Raw genomic sequence first — 17,667 nt, 5'->3', positions numbered from 1 at the left:
GCGCTCGGAGCGTTCAGTCGCGGACGCGGAACGAGAGCAGCGTCCAGGTGAGCGACGTGACGAGCAGACCCGCGCCCAGCATGTGCGCCGCGACCAGGATCTCCGGCAGGCCCGTGAAGTACTGGACGTAGCCGATCAGGCCCTGCAGGAGCGTCACGGCAACGAGCACGACGACCGCCTTGCGGGCACGGACGGGCGCGTCCGACTGCCGGAGGACGCGCACCGCGAGCACGACGAGCACGATCAGGAACAGCCACACCGAGGCCGCGTGGACCTTGCTGATGAGCGCCGGGTCGAGCGCGAAGCGGTACGCGACCTCGTCGTCGCCCCCGTGCGGGCCCGATCCCGTGGCCAGGACGCCCAGGACGAGGAGCGGTACCGAGACGGCCGCGAGCACGCGCCCCACGACACGGGTGCCCGCGTCGACGACGGCCACCGGGGCCTCGTCACCCTCGCCGTGGCGGTAGAGGAGGTATGCCGAGACCCACACGAGCGCGGCCGAGACGAGGAAGTGGAACCCGACGACCGCGGGGTGCAGGTGCAGCAGCACCGTGATGCCGCCGATCACGGCCTGGGCCGCGACGCCACCGAGCGGCGCCCAGCCGAGCCGCCGGTACGAGGACGAGCGCGAGGCGTCCGTCCACACGAGCAGCAGGAGCGCGACCGCGATGATCCCGAGCACGCCCGTGAGCGTGCGGTTGCCGAACTCGATGATCGGGTGGATCGACATCGCGGAGTGGAACTCGGGCGTGAAGCTCCCGGGCTCGCACAGCGGCCACGTCGAGCAGCCGAGCCCCGAGCCCGTCAGGCGCACCGCGCCCCCGGTCACGATGATGCCGATCTGGCCGACGAGGTTCGCGACGAGGACCGGTCGGGTCCAGCGGCGGAAGCGGTCGACCTTCGCGTACCAGGCGGGGGAGGTGGGTACGGGGGCGAGTTCTGCGCTGCTCACCGTCCAAAGGTAGCCGCGCGGGGAGCGGCCCCCGCTATCCGGGCGCGGCGTCCGGGTGTGATGTTGGCCCGGATCGGCAGCGGCGCTGCGGGGGACCGAGCGAGCACGTTCCCGGACGCGAGCCTCGAGCAGGTGAGTTTTTGACAAGAGCGATACTCTGACGAGACGTTTTCTCGACCGTCCAGGGGGATCGCATGGTTGCTCGCCGTCCGTCCGTCGTCGCTCGGCCCGGCCGCCTGCTGGCGACGACCCTGACCCTGGTCGTCCTCGCGGGCTGCACCTCGGGGGGAGAGCCGCAGCCCGGCCCGAGTGCAGCACGCGAGGCCGACCGCAGCCGGACGAGCGCACCGCCGGACACGACGCCGAGCCCGACCTCGACCGCCGCGGACGGAGCGGGGGACGGGGACCAGGAACTGCCTGCCGTGACAGGACCCGCGGACGACCCCGACGAGTACGTGCCGGACCCCGAGGAGGTGCGCCGAGCGCTGGTCGACACCCACACGCCGCTCATGGTGCTCCAGCCGAAGGGCTTCTCGGCGTCCCACCGGTTCGCGGCCCGTGACGGGTGGACCGTCCTGAGCTCGAACGGGTGGTGCGCCCTGTCCAGCACCACCGTCGCCGCCCCGACGGACGGCCCGACGGACGACGTCCCCGGCGCCGCGCGGGACGCCTCGTTCAGCGTCCTGCGGGACGTCCTCGCCGCCGAGCAAGGCGCGAAGAACGTGTCCGCGGAGTCGGAGTCCCTCGTGTTCGGGGAGGAGCGGACCGAACCGCGCAAGGGGACGAACGTCGCGACCCAGGAGTGGACCGTCGAGCGCTCAGGATCGCCCGTCCGGAGCCGGGTCCTGGCTCGGGCGACCACGCGCACGAGCTACTCCGGGGTGGCGATGCGGACCAGCACCGTCCTGTCCTTCGAGTGCACGGGCACGTCGATCGACGAGAAGGCCTGGTCCAGCGTGCTGGAGTGGCTGCGCCTTCCGGCCACGGCGGCAGAGTCCGCAGGGGTCTGGCCCGGCGCCTGAGGCGTCCTGGGCCGGCCCGGCCTGGTCCGACCCGGCCCGCGAGACGCCCGTCGGTCGCTGAGCGGCTCAGGGCAGGCGGACCGTCAGTGCCAGCGGAACAGCTTGCCCGCTCCCCACCCGAGGGCCGCGGTCCAGCCGAGCAGCACGACCACCGAGAACGCGGGCACCTCGCCGAGGAGCAGCGCGCCCCGCATGGCCTCGCCGAGCGCGCCCGACGGGAGCAGCAGCGCGACCTGCTCGAGCGCCCCGGGGAGCTGGGACGCAGGGACGAGCACGCCGCCCGCGACGGTCAGCAGGACGAGCAGCAGGTTCGCGACCGCCAGCACGCCCTCGGCGCGCAGCGTCCCCGCGAGCAGGAGCGCGAGGCTCGTGAACGCGGCGGTGCCGAGCAGCACCGCGAGCAGCGCGGGCAGGATGCCCGCCGGGTCCGGGGACCAGCCGAGGGCGAGGGCGACCCCGCCGAGCACGACCACCTGGACCACCTCGACCGCGAGCACCCCGAGGATCTTCCCCGCGAGCAGGCCTCCGCGGCCCAGCGGCGTCGTGGACAGCAGCCGCAGGACGCCGTTGCGGCGGTCGAACGCCGTCGCGATGGCCTGCGACGTGAACGCCGTCGACATGACGGCGAGGGCCAGGACGCCCGGTGTCACGAAGTCGATGCGCGAGTACCCCTGCGTGTCGAGGTCGATGAAGGACGTGCGAGCGAGTCCGACGAGCAGCATCACGGGCAGGACGATCGTCACGAGCAGCTGCTCGCCGTTGCGCAGGATCATGCGCGTCTCGAAGGCGGTCTGCGACGCGACCCGGCGCCATGCGGGGGCGGCCCCGTCGGTCGGGGCCGGCGCGGCGGGGTCCGAGGCGACCGGTCCGGCCGTGGTCTGGTCGGTCATCGGAGCTCTCGTCCTGTCAGGTCGAGGAACACGTCCTCGAGGGTGCGGCGGCCGATCGTGAGGCGCGAGGCGAGCGCGCCCTCGTCCGCGAGCCACGCGGTCACGAGGGCGACGGTCGACGGGTCGACCGGCCCGGTCACGCTGTACGAGCCGGGCTGAGTCTCGGTGACGGTCCACGCCGAGGCGGGCGACGTCGTCGGGCCGGACTCGACCCGCTTGCGGAGCGCGCCGGTGTCCAGGCCCTCGCGCGCCTCGAGCCGCAGCGTACGGTTCCCGTCCGCGGACGGACCCGCGTGCAGGAGCTCCGAGGTCGCGCCCGAGGCGATGACCTGCCCGTGGTCCACGATGTACACGTGGTCCGCGAGGTCCTCGGCCTCGTCCATGAGGTGGGTCGTCAGGACGATGCCGACGCCGTCCGCGCGCAGCTCGCGCACGAGCTCCCACACCGCGTGCCGGCTCTGGGGGTCCATGCCCGCGCTCGGCTCGTCGAGGAACACGACCTCGGGGCGGCCCACGATCGCCGCGGCGAGCGCGAGGCGCTGACGCTGACCGCCCGACAGGCGCCGGACGGTCGTCCGGGCGAAGCTCGCGAGCCCCAGGCGTTCCGTGATCTCCGCCACGTCCCGAGGGTTCGCGTACATCAACGCGACGTGGTGCAGCATCTCCAGCGCGCGCACGCCCGTGGGCAGGCCGCCGTCCTGGAGCATGACGCCGACACGCGGGCGCAGGTCGCGCGCGTTCAGCAGCGGGTCGAGCCCGAGGACCCGCACGCTGCCCTCGTCGGGGGCGCGCAGGCCTTCGCAGCACTCGATCGTGGTGGTCTTGCCGGCCCCGTTGGGGCCGAGGACGGCGGTCACGGCGCCTCGGGAGGCGGTCAGGCTCAGGTGGTCGACGACCGCCCGGCCGTCATAACGCTTGACCACGTCCTGGAGGACGACGGCGGGGGAGTCGGGCACGGTGGCGATTGTAGGGGAGCGGGCTGGGGGCGGCTGTGAGGTACGCCTTGCTTGCGTCGGAACAATTAGCGCATGAGACTGTTACCTATATCGACGACGCCTCCCGGGACCGCGCGCGCCCGCGGACCAGGCGGAAGGAACCCAGCAGGCCGACGACGTGGAGGTGAGGCATGAGCGACGACGCACGTACCACCCGCGCCGTGCCGCCCGCAGGACCCGTCGCCCTCCAGTCCTCGAACGACACGCACGTCCCGGTCGACGGTGACGGCACCACGCGCGAGCGCGTCCTCGCGCTCATCGTCTCCGACGGTCCCGTGAGCGCTGCCTCGCTCGCGACCGACCTCGGTCTCACGCCCGCAGGCGTCCGCCGTCACCTCGCCCAGCTCGAGACCGACGGGCTCATCGCCGTCCACGAGTCGGGCGCGGGCACCGGGATGCGCGGGCGTCCCGCCCGCCACTACGTCGCGACGAACCGAGGCCAGTCCGAGCTCTCGGGCGCCTACCCCGACCTCGCGACCCAGGCGCTGCGCTACCTGCGCGACGTCGCCGGGGAGGACGCGGTCGAGGAGTTCGCCCACCGCCGTCTCGAGGAGCTCACCGGCCGCTACGCGAGCCGCATCACGGCCGACGACGTCGCGGGCCGGGCCGAGCAGCTCGCGACCGTCCTCGCGGAGGACGGGTTCGCGGCGAGCGTGCGCCCCGTCGCCGGCACCGCGACCGTGCAGCTCTGCCAGGGGCACTGCCCCGTACAGCACGTCGCCGAGGAGTTCCCCCAGCTCTGCGACGCCGAGGCCCAGGTCTTCTCCCAGCTCCTCGGCTCGCACGTCCAGCGGCTCGCGACCCTCGCGGGCGGCGGGCACGCCTGCACGACCAACGTCCCCGTGCTCCCCGCGGTGACCCGCGCACCCGAGGCGAGCGACGCCGTCGGGCACCAGAGCACCGGACGCCGTGCCACCGCGCGCGGACCGCGCGCCCCGGCGCACCCCCCCAGCACGACACCCTGAACCGACAGGTTCATCGACCACCGCCCCACCGCCCCCCTCCGTCGTCGACGGAACGTGGAAGGAATGACATGAGCGCTCCCACCCAGGACACCGCCGGCGTGTCCCAGAGCACCGGCCAGTCCGACGAGGAGATCATCGCCTCGATCGGCTCCTACGGCTACGGCTGGCACGACAAGGACGACGCCGGCGCGACGGCGCAGCGTGGCCTCTCCGAGGCGGTCGTGCGCAACATCTCCGCGCTCAAGAGCGAGCCCGAGTGGATGCTGAACTACCGCCTCAAGGCCCTGCGCCTGTTCGACAAGAAGCCCATGCCCAACTGGGGCAGCGACCTGTCGGGCATCGACTTCGACAACATCAAGTACTTCGTGCGGTCCACCGAGAAGCAGGCGACCTCGTGGGACGACCTGCCCGAGGACATCAAGGAGACCTACGACAAGCTCGGCATCCCCGAGGCGGAGAAGCAGCGCCTCGTCGCCGGCGTCGCGGCCCAGTACGAGTCCGAGGTGGTCTACCACCAGATCAACGAGGAGCTCGAGAAGCAGGGCGTCATCTTCCTCGACACCGACACCGCGCTGCGCGAGCACCCCGAGCTCTTCCAGGAGTACTTCGGCACCGTCATCCCCTCGGGTGACAACAAGTTCGCCGCGCTCAACTCGGCCGTGTGGTCCGGCGGCTCGTTCGTCTACGTCCCCCCGGGCGTCCACGTCGAGATCCCGCTCCAGGCCTACTTCCGCATCAACACGGAGAACATGGGCCAGTTCGAGCGCACGCTGATCATCGCGGACGAGGGCTCGTACGTGCACTACGTCGAGGGCTGCACCGCCCCGATCTACTCGAGCGACTCGCTGCACTCCGCGGTCGTCGAGATCATCGTCAAGAAGAACGCCCGCGTGCGCTACACGACCATCCAGAACTGGTCGAACAACGTGTACAACCTCGTCACCAAGCGTGCGACGGCCGCCGAGGGCGCGACGATGGAGTGGGTCGACGGCAACATCGGCTCCAAGGTCACCATGAAGTACCCCGCGATCTACCTGCTCGGCGAGCACGCCAAGGGCGAGACGCTGTCGATCGCGTTCGCGGGCGAGGGCCAGCACCAGGACGCGGGCGCCAAGATGGTGCACGCCGCCCCCCACACGTCCTCCTCGATCGTCTCGAAGTCCGTGGCGCGCGGCGGTGGGCGCACGTCCTACCGCGGCCTCGTCCAGGTCCTCGAGGGAGCGGAGCACTCCGCCTCCACCGTTCTGTGCGACGCGCTGCTCGTCGACCAGATCTCCCGGTCCGATACCTACCCGTACGTCGACGTCCGCGAGGACGACGTCTCGATGGGTCACGAGGCGACCGTGTCGCGCGTGAGCGAGGACCAGCTGTTCTACCTCATGTCCCGAGGCATGGCAGAGACCGAGGCCATGGCCATGATCGTGCGCGGGTTCGTCGAGCCCATCGCCCGTGAGCTGCCCATGGAGTACGCGCTCGAGCTCAACCGCCTCATCGAACTGCAGATGGAAGGGTCCGTCGGCTAAATGACTACTACTGCGAGCACCACACAGACCGAGCCGGTCGGCCTGAGCACGGACCACTCCCAGGCCGTCCAGGACGGCGCTCACTCGCACGGGGTCGGCGGCACGCCGCAGGGCTCCCGCGCCGAGCGCATCACCTCGTTCGACCCGGCCGTCATCACCGAGCCCACGGGCCGCGAGGAGGAGTGGCGCTTCTCCCCGGTCAAGCGGCTCGCCCCGCTGTTCTCGACGACGCTCGGCAGCGCCGGCGTGCGTACGACCGTGGTCGACGCGCCCGAGGTCACGGTCGAGATCGTCGGCCGCGACGACGAGCGGCTCGGCCGCGCGGGCGTCCCGGGCGACCGCACCGCCGTGACGGCGTGGAACGCGTTCGACGAGGCGACCGTCGTCACCATCCCGGCCGAGGCCGTGGCCAGCGACGTCACGTCCGTGCGCATCGAGGGCCTGTCCGACGAGCCCACCGCGACGCACCTGCTGGTGCACGCGCAGCGCCACAGCGAGTCCGTCGTCGTCATCGACCACGTGGGCTCCGCGACGCTCACCGAGACCGTCGAGATCGTCGTCGAGGACGGCGCGCACCTCACGGTCGTGTCCGTGCAGGACTGGAGCGCGGGCGCCGTGCACGCGAGCTCGCACCGCGCACGCATCGGCCGCGACGCCAAGCTCAAGCACGTCGTCGTGACGTTCGGCGGCGACGTCGTCCGCGTGACCCCCGACGCCGAGTTCACCGGCACCGGTGGCGAGGTCGAGATGGTCGGCCTGTACTTCGCGGACGCCGACCAGCACCAGGAGCACCGCCTCTTCGTCGACCACGCCGTCCCGAGCTGCAAGTCGCGCGTCACGTACAAGGGCGCGCTGCAGGGCGAGGGCGCGCACACCGTCTGGGTCGGCGACGTGCTGATCCGCACCGAGGCCGAGGGCACCGACACCTACGAGCTCAACCGCAACCTCGTCCTCTCCGACGGTGCGCGCGCGGACTCCGTGCCGAACCTCGAGATCGAGACCGGCCTCATCGAGGGGGCCGGGCACGCCTCGGCCACCGGTCGCTTCGACGACGAGCAGCTCTTCTACCTGCAGGCGCGAGGCATCCCCGAGACCGACGCACGTCGCCTCGTGGTCCGCGGCTTCTTCGCCGAGCTCATCCAGGAGATCGGCGTCCCGTCGGTCGAGGAGCGCCTGCTGGAGTCGATCGAGGCCGAGCTCGCCAAGTCGATGAGCGTCATCGAAGGCCGGTGACCCGACCCGCATGACTGCACAGCTTGCTTGCATGACAGACGACGTGGCGCCCGAGGAGGCGCTGCGTGTGGAGCTCGAGGGCGAGAGCGGCCCCGTCGAGGTCGCGGTCGTCCGCGACGGCGACGGGAACTGGCACGCCATCTCGGACATCTGCTCCCACGGCGCGGTCTCGCTGTCCGACGGCGAGGTCGAGGGCTGCTTCATCGAGTGCTGGCTGCACGGCTCGCAGTTCGACCTGCGGACCGGCATGCCCACCGCGCTGCCCGCGATGCGCCCCGTGCCCGTCTACCCGGTCACGATCGACGGCGAGCGCGTGCTCGTCGACATCGACCAGACCGTCTCCCCGTCCTGACCCCCTGAACTTTCTCGAATACTGGAGAACACCACATGTCCACTCTGGAGATCCGCGACCTGCACGTCAGCGTCGAGACCAAGGAAGGGCCGAAGCCGATCCTGCGCGGCGTCGACCTGACCATCAACGCCGGCGAGACCCACGCGATCATGGGCCCCAACGGCTCGGGCAAGTCGACCCTCGCGTACTCGATCGCCGGCCACCCCAAGTACACGATCACGAGCGGCACCGTGACGCTCGACGGCGAGGACGTCCTCGCGATGACCGTCGACGAGCGTGCCCGCGCAGGCATGTTCCTCGCCATGCAGTACCCGGTCGAGGTCCCCGGCGTGTCCGTCTCGAACTTCCTGCGCACCGCGAAGACCGCGATCGACGGTGAGGCCCCCGCGCTGCGCACGTGGGTCAAGGACGTCAAGGGCGCCATGGAGAACCTGCGCATGGACTCGTCCTTCGCGGAGCGCTCGGTCAACGAGGGCTTCTCCGGTGGTGAGAAGAAGCGCCACGAGATCCTGCAGATGGAGCTCCTCAAGCCCAGCATCGCGATCCTCGACGAGACCGACTCGGGCCTCGACGTCGACGCGCTGCGCATCGTCTCCGAGGGCGTCAACCGCGCCAAGGAGTCCACGGACGTCGGCGTGCTGCTCATCACGCACTACACGCGCATCCTGCGCTACATCAAGCCGGACTTCGTGCACGTGTTCGTCGACGGCCGCATCGCCGAGGAGGGGGGCCCCGAGCTGGCCGACCGCCTCGAGAACGAGGGCTACGACCGCTTCCTGACGACGGGCGCGGCCACGGCCTGACTGGGCCTGCGGGTGGCCGGTCCGCCGGCCTCCCGCCCGCCGGACCGCCGGCGGGCACCTGACACCTTGAGGAGACATCCGATGACCACCACCGACACCGTGCGGGCAGGGCTGAGCGCCACCGAGCTCGCCGCCGTGCGAGCCGACTTCCCGCTGCTCGCCCGCACGGTGCGGGGTGGTCGTCCGCTCGTCTACCTGGACTCGGGCGCCACGTCGCAGAAGCCGCAGGTCGTCCTCGACACCGAGGTCGACTTCTACGAGGAGCGCAACGCTGCGGTGCACCGCGGCGCGCACCAGCTCGCGGAGGAGGCGACCGAGGCGTTCGAGGACGCCCGGTCGGCGGTCGCCCGCTTCGTGGGGGCCGACGCCGACGAGATCGTCTGGACGTCCGGGGCGACGGCCGCGATCAACCTCGTCACGTACGCGCTGTCGAACGCGACGATCGGTCGCGGGGGAGAGGCGGCCCGCCGCTTCGCCCTGGCGCCGGGCGACGAGATCGTCCTGACCGAGGCCGAGCACCACGCCAACCTCGTGCCGTGGCAGGAGCTCGCCGCGCGCACGGGCGCCGTGCTGCGCTGGTTCGGCGTCGACGACGACGGGCGCATCCGCGTCGACGAGGCGGACTCGGTCATCACCGAGCGCACGCGTGTCGTCGCGTTCACGCACGCCTCGAACGTGACGGGCGCGATCACGCCCGTCGCGCCGATCGTGGCACGGGCCAAGGAGGTCGGGGCGCTCACGTTCCTCGACGCGTGCCAGTCCGTGCCGCACCTGCCCGTCGACCTGCACGCCCTCGACGTCGACTTCGCGGCGTTCTCCGGGCACAAGATGCTCGGCCCCACGGGGGTCGGGGCGCTCTACGGGCGGCGCGAGCTGCTCGAGGCGCTGCCCCCGGTCACGACCGGCGGGTCGATGATCGAGGTCGTCACCATGACGGAGGCGACGTACATGCCGCCGCCGCAGCGCTTCGAGGCCGGCACGCAGGCCGTCGCGCAGATCGTCGGCCTCGGCGTCGCCGCACAGTACCTCGACGAGCTGGGCATGGAGAACGTCGCGGCCCACGAGCACGACCTCGCGGTCGAGCTCCTCACGATCGCCGACATCCCGGGCGTGCGGATCATCGGCCCGGCCGTACCGGAGGACCGTCTCGCGGTCGTCTCGTTCGTCGTCGAGGGCGTCCACGCGCACGACGTGGGCCAGGTGCTCGACGCCGCCGGCATCGCCGTGCGGGTCGGTCACCACTGCGCCCAGCCGCTGCACCGCCGGTTCGGGATCGCCGCCACGGCGCGCGCCTCGGCCTCGGTGTACACGACGTCCGAGGACGTCACGGCGTTCCGGGAAGGTTTGGCGGGGGTCCGGGCGTTCTTCTCAGTGGACTGACACGCGCACGTCCACGTCGACCGTGGGCGCCTCGCGGCCTGTCTCGTCCCCGCTTTCCAGCGCACCGCAGGATGTACCGAAGGAGCAGGACCCCAGCAATGAGCAGCTCGTTGGAGCAGATGTACCAGCAGGTCATCCTCGACCACGCGAAGTCCCCGCACGGGCGAGGTTTCGTCGACCTGTCGGAGGGGCACCTCCACGGTGAGTCGCACCAGATCAACCCCACGTGCGGCGACGAGGTCACGATGCGCGTCGAGTTCGACACCGCGGACCCGAAGGTCCCGACCATCTCGAGCGTGAGCTGGGAGGGCCAGGGCTGCAGCATCTCGCAGGCCTCGCTGTCGGTGCTCACCGACCTCGTGACCGGTGCGCCCGTCGCGGAGTCCGAGCACCTCGGCGACCTCTTCCGCCAGCTCATGCAGTCGCGCGGCAAGGGACTCGACGAGGACCTCGAGGACGAGCTCGGGGACGCCACGGCCTTCACCGGGGTCGCGCAGTTCCCGGCCCGTATCAAGTGCGCGTTGCTCGGCTGGGCCGCGCTGCGTGACACCCTGGCGACGTCGGGAGTCCTCGCAGACACCCACGCCACCCAGCCCGCGCTCGACCAGACCACGTCCCCGCAGTCACCCCAGGAGAACCGATGACGACCGAGACCCCCGCCGCCGCTGCGGCGCCGACCCCGCCGACCGCGGCCGACGTCGAGGAGGCCATGCGCGACGTCATCGACCCCGAGCTCGGGATCAACGTCGTCGACCTCGGCCTCGTCTACGGCATCCAGGTCGACCAGAACAACCACGCGGTCATCGACATGACGCTCACCTCGGCGGCCTGCCCGCTGACGGACGTCATCGAGGACCAGTCGGCGCAGGCCCTCGACGGGCTCGTCGACGGCTTCCGCATGAACTGGGTCTGGATGCCGCCGTGGGGCCCCGAGAAGATCACGCAGGACGGCAAGGACCAGCTGCGCGCGCTGGGCTTCAACGTCTGACGCTCGCCTCAGGGGCCTGCGTCGAAGGGGCCGTCGTTCCTCCCGGGACGGCGGCCCCTTCGACGTGCACGTCGGTTCACGCCACCGCGAGCCGGGGGACGGGGTCGGCGTCGGCCGAGCCCCCGAGGCGAGCGGTGCCGCCCGACGTCACTTCGAGTGCTTGTGGTTCGTCCCCGGGTAGACGGCGTCCACCTCCACCTCGACGAGCCATCCGTTGACCGGAAGGTTCTCGATCTCGAGCGCGAACCGCGAGGGACGCGCCTCGTTGACGACCATCGGCTTGGTCGTCACGGAGCCGAGCTGCACGTCGAGCGTCGCACCCGTCGCGAGGTTCGTGTTGGCGAAGAACTGCCGGTACGCCCGGTTCCACCCGGCGAAGTCCATCTTCGCCTCGCCCTCGGGGTTCTGGAGGAAGACCCGCATCGAGACGACGTCCTCGTAGGACAGTCCGGCCTTCGTCAGGTTCTCGCCGATGCGCATGAGGGCGTTGATGCCCTGGGCCTCGGTGACGGTGACCCCGGCCGGCAGCTGCCCCCCGGGAAAGACGTCGGTCGGGATGTACCGGGCCTCGGCGGACACGCCGGGGGCCGTGTTCATCGCCGACGGACCGAGTCCCGAGGACTTGTACCAGGAGACGTTCTTGCCGATCGCGACCCCGTCGGCGATCGAGGCGGTGTCTCCGGTGATGAACGAGACGGCCTCGGTCGGCGCGGGCTCGAAGAGGTTGGCCTTCGCGTAGGCGGTGCCCGGGACGGCGACGGCTGCGGTCACGACGACCGCAGCGACGATCTTGACGCTGTTCTTCATGAGGACCTCCAGTGGCGGTGCAGCGCGCGGGACGCCTGGCACGTGTAGGTCCGGTGGGTACCGGATGGCGAGGACCGTAGTGAGGTGCCGTTTCGGCGCGATGAACGCCGAGGTTCGGGCCGAAGTCGGACCCACGACTCGGATCGCCGGATCCGCGTGCAGAGGGCATCCGGCAGGAACCTCGCGAAACAGACTTGTTACCACGGGCAACTGTCAGGAAACACCGAGGAACCGCCCAGGGAACCTGGGCCGCCTAGCGTCACGCACGGTGCTGGCGGCGGCACCTGGCGCTCGCGGCCGTGGACCCCGTCCGTCAGACCGACAAGACGAGAGGTAGGGCATCGTGGTCTCAGAAAACGGCTCCTCCGGCGTCTCGCGCCGCAGCTTCCTCCAGGCAGTCGGCGTGGGTTCCAGCGCCGGGGTCATGTTCGCGACGATGGGCGCCGTCGGGCTGGCCCCGACGGCCGCGGCGCAACCGCGGAACGAGTCCTGGACGCCCCCGAGGGGCAGCGACTTCTCGCTGACCGGGCGCGCCGCCAAGAAGGTCGTGGTCGTCGGTGCGGGACCCGCCGGGCTTGCGTCGGCGTACGAGCTGCAGAAGGCCGGCTACCGGGTGACGGTGCTCGAGGCCCGTCACCGGGCGGGCGGCCGGACGCTGACGATACGCAACGGCGACTCCGAGACGGACATCAACGGCGTCAAGCAGACCGCCCGGTTCTCCGACGGCACGTACATGAACGCGGGCGCCGGGCGCATCGCCCAGTGGATGGTGACGATGGACTACCTGCGCGAGCTCGGGGTGCCGTACGAGGTCTTCACCAACGCCAACGCCGACGCCTACCTCTACAACGAGCGCTCGGGCGCGACCCCGGGCAACCCGGTCCGGTATCGCACGGCCAAGGCCGACGTCTTCGGCTACACCTCGGAGCTGCTGAGCATGGCGGCCGACCAGGGCGCGCTCGACCAGAAGCTGACCGCCGCGGACAAGGAGAACCTGCGCTCCTTCCTGCGCAGCTGGGGGTCGCTGGCGGCCGACGGGAAGTACCAGGGCGGGAGCAACCGCGGGTACTCGGTCTATCCGACGGCGTGGAACGAGCACGGCACGCCGCTGCCCGGACCGGGCACGGTCTCGGAGGTGCTCGCCTCGAAGGTGGGGCAGTACTTCCCGTTCGAGATCAACTGGGAGCAGTCGATGCTCATGTTCCAGCCCAAGGGCGGCATGGACACGACCTACGAGTACTTCGTGCGCGCCATCGGCAAGCAGAACGTGCTCTTCAACTCACCGGTCACCGGGGTCGAGAACACGAGCCGCGGGGTCAAGGTCACCTACACGGCGGCGAACGGCAAGGCTCGCCAGATCGACGCCGACTTCGCGGTCGTGTCCGCCCCGGCAGGGCTCATGCGTCGCTGGAGCACCAACTGGGGCCCGGACATCGACGCAGCGCTGGGCGAGTTCGCGGTCGGTTCTCCTGCGGGCAAGATCGGCCTCCAGTACCGGTCGCGCTTCTGGGAGGACGACCACCGCATCTACGGCGGCATCACCGAGACCGACATGGACCTGGCCCACATCTGGTACCCGTCCTACGGGTACGGGGAGCGCAAGGGTCTCGTCGTCGGCTACTACAACACGGGGGCCAACGCGCGGGCCTACGCGGACATGGCGCCCAAGCAGCGCGAGCTGCGCGCGGTCGAGCAGGGCGTCAAGATCCACGGCGAGAAGTACCGGACCGAGCTCGAGAGCTCGTTCTCGATCGCGTGGCACAAGGTGCCGTACATCGAGGGCGCCTGGGCGTACCCGAACACCGAGTCCGCGCGCTTCAAGCAGCTCCAGCAGGGCGCGGGCAACGTCTACTTCGCGGGGGACTGGATGTCCGAGATCTCTGCCTGGCAGCACGGTGCGTTCTGGTCGGCGCGGTACGCCGTGCAGAACCTCCACCAGCGCGTCATGTCGAGCTGACGCGGTGACCACGTCCGGGGTTCTCGGGTCGTCCGAGGACCCCGGACCGCTCCTTGCTCGAGGCGCGCTCGTCAGCGGCTGGGTGCGGGGCTCGGAGCCGACGTGCTGGATTCTTGTCCGACCTGGCACCCTCACCCGTCGGCGAGCGCGAGCGGCGGGCCTTCCAGGACTCGAGGGCGGTACTCGACGATCTGGATGCCGGTGTCGAAGGTGCGGTGCTCGGTCATCTCGAGGGCCACGTCGGGATACCCGTCGTAGATCCGTTCGGACCCGGTCGCGCCGGTGATCACGGGGAACATCCCGACCCGGAACCGGTCGACGAGCCCGGCTCGCAGCAGCGCCCGTGCCACGCTGAGGCTGCCGATCGTGCTGAGGATCCCGTCCTCCTCGTCCTTCATGGCGCGGACCGCTTCCACCGCGTCGCCGCGCACCAACGTGGAGTTGGCCCACGTCAACGGCTCGGCGAGCGTGCTGGAGAAGACCACCTTCCGAGCCGCCGTGAGCTCGTCGACCGATGCCTCCTCGTCGGCCGTGAACTCGTCCGTCCCTTCCGGCATCTGACCGGCCGCGAAGCCCGACATCAGCCGGTAGGTGTTCGCGCCCATCAGGTAGGTGACCTCGGGCTGCTCCTGCAGCCACGTGAGGTACTCAGGGCCTTCGAGCCCCCAGAACCCGGGCCAGCCCTCGCCCGACGCGTAGCCGTCGAGCGAGGTGATGAAGTCGACCAGCAGCTCAGCCATCGGTTCGTCCCCGTCCGTGTCGTTCCCCTGCGGTGGTGCCGCTCGGTGACGGCCTGGTCTCACCCTTGAGTCTCACCCTTGAGACGGCGGCACGACCGGAAACTCATCGGCCCGGGGCGCTCAGAGCGTCGACGCCTCGAGCGCGTTGCAGTCCTGGAACGTCCCGCCGTCGTAGCCCGTCATGAACCAGCGCTGGCGCTGCTCGCTCGACCCGTGGGTCCACGCCTCGGGGTTCACCGAGCCGGTCGCGGACTGCTGGATGCGGTCGTCGCCCACGGCGGACGCGGCGGAGAGGGCGTCGTTCAGCTCGTCCGGGCTGATCTCCTGCATGAACGGCACGCCGCGGTCGGGGTCGATCGTCTTCGCCGCGGTCCCCGCCCACATGCCTGCGAGGCAGTCGGCCATGAGCTCGATGCGCACCGAGTCGGACTCGGGTCCGGTGCCGGACCGGTCAGCCGACGCCATGACCCCGGAGAGCTGTTCGATGTGGTGGCCGAACTCGTGCGCCGTGACGTACTCCTCGGCGAGCGGTCCGCCCGAGGACCCGAAGCGGTCGCGCAGCTCGTCGAAGAACGAGACGTCGATGTACACGGTCTGGTCGGGCGGGCAGTAGAAGGGACCGACAGCACTGGTCGCCGCGCCGCACCCCGTCTGGGTCGACGCGGTGAAGCTGTAGACCTCCGGGAGGACGTACTCGACGCCGACCTGCGCGGGGAGCGCCTCGGCCCAGTAGGCGTCGAGCGACTGGGCGGTCGCCGACAGTCGGCACTCACGCTCGGTGTTGGCCTGCTCGACCGTGCACTCCTCGACGACCTGCTGCTGCGCGGTGTCCTCGGCCCCGGAGGGCTGGACCACCTGGTCGCTCACCGACCCCAGCACGCTGCCCAGGTCGCCGCCGTTGAGCAGCGCGACCACGACCGCCACGAGCACGGCCGCGATGCCGCCGCCCGCGATCACGGGACCCTTGCCGCGCCCGCCCTTGCGGACCCGGCCACCCTCGAATGAACCACCCTCGTTGAACGTCACGGGTCAACGCTACTCGTCGCCGCAGGTCACGGCGTCCTGCGGTGCGACCTCGGGCGGGGAGAGCCCGTCGGTGGTAGCGGCCCGACGGCGCCGCTCACCCGTGACCCGTCCCGCACCCGCCCGCAGCCCGCCCCGGGAAGGCGAGCGCCGCCGTCGGGCAGGCGAGCGCCGAGAACGGGTTTGAGGCCGCCACGGCCGTCGGAACGGCCACAACCCCGTTCTCGGCACCCCGGCGCGACCGGCAGGCGCGCACTGTGACGGACCAGCCCGCGAAATCCCGTTCCGTCCGCACGCTCCCGGCACTAGAATCGGTGGCGTTTGTGTCTCGCGCACAGCGCGACCGCGCGAACCCCTACGCCCCCTGAACACCTCACCATCCTGCCGGAGGAACTCTCTGTGATCACTGCCCACGCCGTCGAGCTGCGCGTCGGCGCCCGCGTCCTGCTGGACGAGGCGTCCTTCCGCATCGCAGCCGGAGACCGGATCGGCCTGGTGGGTCGCAACGGAGCGGGCAAGACCACCCTGACGAAGACCCTCGCGGGGGAGACCCAGCCCACGGCCGGGCAGATCGTGCGCACCGGAGACGTCGGCTACCTGCCGCAGGACCCGCGCACGGGCGACCTCGACGTGATCGCCATGGACCGCGTCCTGTCGGCGCGTGGCCTCGACAAGCTCGTGCGCCAGATGCGTGAGACCGAGGGCGCCATGGCGAGCGCCGACGAGGAGACCCACCTCGCCGCGATGGAGCGCTACCCCAAGCTCGAGGAGCGCTTCACGGCCGCGGGCGGGTACGCCGCGGAGAGCGAGGCGCAGCGCATCACGTCGAACCTGGGCCTCGACGACCGCATCCTCGCCCAGCCCCTCAAGACCCTCTCGGGTGGCCAGCGCCGACGCATCGAGCTCGCGCGCATCCTGTTCTCGGGCGTCGAGACCCTGCTGCTCGACGAGCCGACCAACCACCTCGACGCCGACTCGATCCTGTGGCTGCGCGACTACCTGAAGAACTACTCGGGCGGGTTCGTGGTCATCAGCCACGACGTCGAGCTGCTCTCGGCGACCGTCAACAAGGTCTTCTACCTCGACGCGACGCGAGGCGTCCTCGACCAGTACAACCTGGGCTACAAGGCGTACCTCGAGCAGCGCGAGACCGACGAGCGCCGCCGTCGCCGTGAGCGCGCCAACGCCGAGAAGAAGGCCGGCACGCTGCTCGCACAGGCCGAGAAGATGCGCGCCAAGGCCACCAAGGCCGTGGCCGCGCAGAACATGATCAAGCGCGCCGAGCGCATGCTCTCGGGCCTCGAGGGCGAGCGCGTGAACGACAAGGTCGCCAAGCTGCGGTTCCCGACCCCGGCGCCGTGCGGGCGCACGCCCATCACGGCCGAGGGCCTGTCCAAGTCGTACGGCTCGCAGGAGATCTTCGCGGGCGTCGACCTCGCGATCGACCGCGGCAGCCGCGTCGTCGTCCTCGGTCTCAACGGTGCGGGCAAGACGACGCTGCTGCGCATCCTCGCGGGCGTCGAGAAGCCCGACACGGGCGAGGTCGTCGCCGGGCACGGGCTCAAGCTGGGCTACTACGCCCAGGAGCACGACACGCTCGACATGGACGTGACGGTCGTCGAGAACCTGCGGCACGCCGCGCCGGACCTCACCGACACCCAGGTCCGCTCGGTCCTCGGCTCGTTCCTGTTCTCCGGCGACGACGCGAACAAGCCGACCAACGTCCTGTCCGGTGGCGAGAAGACGCGCCTCGCGCTCGCGACCATCGTGGTCTCCGGGGCGAACGTGCTGCTCCTCGACGAGCCCACCAACAACCTGGACCCGGCCTCGCGCGCCGAGATCCTCGACGCGCTCAAGAACTACGAGGGCGCGGTCGTCATGGTCACCCACGACGACGGTGCGGTCGAGGCGCTCTCCCCGGAGCGCGTCCTCCTGCTGCCCGACGGCGACGAGGACCTGTGGAACGACTCCTACGCGGAGCTCATCTCCCTGGCCTGACGCGCTGGAACGACGAACGGCCCGCCTGCTCCGAGGAGC

The 17,667-nt window shown here is 70.9% G+C and carries 17 protein-coding genes; 11 read left to right on the top strand and 6 right to left on the bottom strand.

The window, feature by feature from the left end; genetic code table 11:
- Positions 1-13: 13 nt before the first annotated feature.
- Positions 14-952, bottom strand: a complete 939-nt coding sequence (locus ACFRCR_RS08270) for a heme A synthase (RefSeq protein ID WP_377676676.1) — start codon at positions 950-952, stop codon at positions 14-16.
- A 194-nt stretch (positions 953-1,146) separates the two neighbouring features.
- On the opposite strand from ACFRCR_RS08270, the gene ACFRCR_RS08265 reads away from it, so the two are divergent.
- A complete protein-coding gene (locus ACFRCR_RS08265; protein ID WP_377676674.1) occupies positions 1,147-1,974 on the top strand; it encodes a hypothetical protein in 828 nt (275 codons plus the stop codon).
- Between the two features lie 83 nt (positions 1,975-2,057).
- Here the strand turns inward: ACFRCR_RS08265 and ACFRCR_RS08260 are convergent, their stop codons facing one another.
- Together ACFRCR_RS08260 and ACFRCR_RS08255 are read right to left on the bottom strand one after the other, a co-directional pair.
- A complete protein-coding gene (locus ACFRCR_RS08260) occupies positions 2,058-2,864 on the bottom strand; it encodes an ABC transporter permease (RefSeq protein ID WP_377676673.1) in 807 nt (268 codons plus the stop codon).
- Positions 2,861-3,820 (bottom strand): ABC transporter ATP-binding protein, encoded by a 960-nt coding sequence (locus tag ACFRCR_RS08255; protein WP_377676671.1) that lies wholly within the window; start codon positions 3,818-3,820, stop codon positions 2,861-2,863. Before ACFRCR_RS08255 ends, ACFRCR_RS08260 begins: the two co-directional genes overlap by 4 nt.
- Before the next feature lie 170 nt (positions 3,821-3,990).
- Here ACFRCR_RS08255 and ACFRCR_RS08250 point away from each other — a divergent pair, with 170 nt between their 5' ends.
- From ACFRCR_RS08250 to ACFRCR_RS08215, 8 genes are all read left to right on the top strand, one after another.
- Positions 3,991-4,824: a helix-turn-helix transcriptional regulator gene (locus ACFRCR_RS08250; RefSeq protein ID WP_377676669.1), complete on the top strand. Its 834-nt coding sequence runs from the start codon at positions 3,991-3,993 to the stop codon at positions 4,822-4,824.
- Positions 4,825-4,892: 68 nt separating this feature from the next.
- The gene (sufB, locus tag ACFRCR_RS08245; RefSeq protein WP_193720612.1) at positions 4,893-6,347 is read left to right on the top strand and encodes a Fe-S cluster assembly protein SufB; all 1,455 of its coding nucleotides are present in this window, start codon (positions 4,893-4,895) and stop codon (positions 6,345-6,347) included.
- Positions 6,348-7,580: a Fe-S cluster assembly protein SufD gene (sufD, locus tag ACFRCR_RS08240; RefSeq protein WP_377676667.1), complete on the top strand. Its 1,233-nt coding sequence runs from the start codon at positions 6,348-6,350 to the stop codon at positions 7,578-7,580.
- A 10-nt stretch (positions 7,581-7,590) separates the two neighbouring features.
- Complete coding sequence (locus ACFRCR_RS08235; RefSeq protein WP_030152220.1) at positions 7,591-7,932, top strand: non-heme iron oxygenase ferredoxin subunit; 342 nt, start codon at positions 7,591-7,593, stop codon at positions 7,930-7,932.
- Positions 7,933-7,967: 35 nt separating this feature from the next.
- The gene (gene sufC / locus ACFRCR_RS08230; protein ID WP_138824653.1) at positions 7,968-8,735 is read left to right on the top strand and encodes a Fe-S cluster assembly ATPase SufC; all 768 of its coding nucleotides are present in this window, start codon (positions 7,968-7,970) and stop codon (positions 8,733-8,735) included.
- A gap of 81 nt (positions 8,736-8,816) precedes the next feature.
- Entirely contained in the window at positions 8,817-10,115 is a 1,299-nt protein-coding gene (locus ACFRCR_RS08225; protein ID WP_377676665.1) for a cysteine desulfurase, read from the top strand.
- Between the two features lie 98 nt (positions 10,116-10,213).
- Positions 10,214-10,759, top strand: a complete 546-nt coding sequence (gene sufU / locus ACFRCR_RS08220) for a Fe-S cluster assembly sulfur transfer protein SufU (protein ID WP_377676663.1) — start codon at positions 10,214-10,216, stop codon at positions 10,757-10,759.
- Positions 10,756-11,103 (top strand): metal-sulfur cluster assembly factor, encoded by a 348-nt coding sequence (locus ACFRCR_RS08215; protein WP_191796421.1) that lies wholly within the window; start codon positions 10,756-10,758, stop codon positions 11,101-11,103. Before sufU ends, ACFRCR_RS08215 begins: the two co-directional genes overlap by 4 nt.
- 147 nt (positions 11,104-11,250) lie before the next feature.
- Here ACFRCR_RS08215 and ACFRCR_RS08210 read toward each other — a convergent pair whose 3' ends face one another.
- The gene (locus tag ACFRCR_RS08210) at positions 11,251-11,910 is read right to left on the bottom strand and encodes a Rid family hydrolase (RefSeq protein WP_377676661.1); all 660 of its coding nucleotides are present in this window, start codon (positions 11,908-11,910) and stop codon (positions 11,251-11,253) included.
- 343 nt (positions 11,911-12,253) lie between these two features.
- Here ACFRCR_RS08210 and ACFRCR_RS08205 point away from each other — a divergent pair, with 343 nt between their 5' ends.
- Positions 12,254-13,867 (top strand): flavin monoamine oxidase family protein, encoded by a 1,614-nt coding sequence (locus ACFRCR_RS08205; protein ID WP_377676659.1) that lies wholly within the window; start codon positions 12,254-12,256, stop codon positions 13,865-13,867.
- Positions 13,868-13,998: 131 nt separating this feature from the next.
- On the opposite strand, the gene ACFRCR_RS08200 is transcribed toward ACFRCR_RS08205, so the two are convergent.
- The gene (locus ACFRCR_RS08200; protein ID WP_377676657.1) at positions 13,999-14,607 is read right to left on the bottom strand and encodes a dihydrofolate reductase family protein; all 609 of its coding nucleotides are present in this window, start codon (positions 14,605-14,607) and stop codon (positions 13,999-14,001) included.
- A 120-nt stretch (positions 14,608-14,727) separates the two neighbouring features.
- Positions 14,728-15,633: a neutral zinc metallopeptidase gene (locus ACFRCR_RS08195; RefSeq protein ID WP_377676655.1), complete on the bottom strand. Its 906-nt coding sequence runs from the start codon at positions 15,631-15,633 to the stop codon at positions 14,728-14,730.
- 396 nt (positions 15,634-16,029) lie between these two features.
- Here ACFRCR_RS08195 and ACFRCR_RS08190 point away from each other — a divergent pair, with 396 nt between their 5' ends.
- On the top strand, positions 16,030-17,628 hold the full coding sequence (locus ACFRCR_RS08190; RefSeq protein WP_377676653.1) for an ABC-F family ATP-binding cassette domain-containing protein: 1,599 nt from the start codon (positions 16,030-16,032) through the stop codon (positions 17,626-17,628).
- Positions 17,629-17,667: the final 39 nt, after the last annotated feature.

Origin of the sequence: Oerskovia sp. NPDC056781 (assembly GCF_042789955.1) — a bacterium.
Lineage (GTDB): Bacteria > Actinomycetota > Actinomycetes > Actinomycetales > Cellulomonadaceae > Oerskovia > Oerskovia rustica.
The sequence above is the reverse complement of the archived record's forward strand: the minus strand, read 5'-3'. Positions and strand labels throughout refer to the sequence as shown.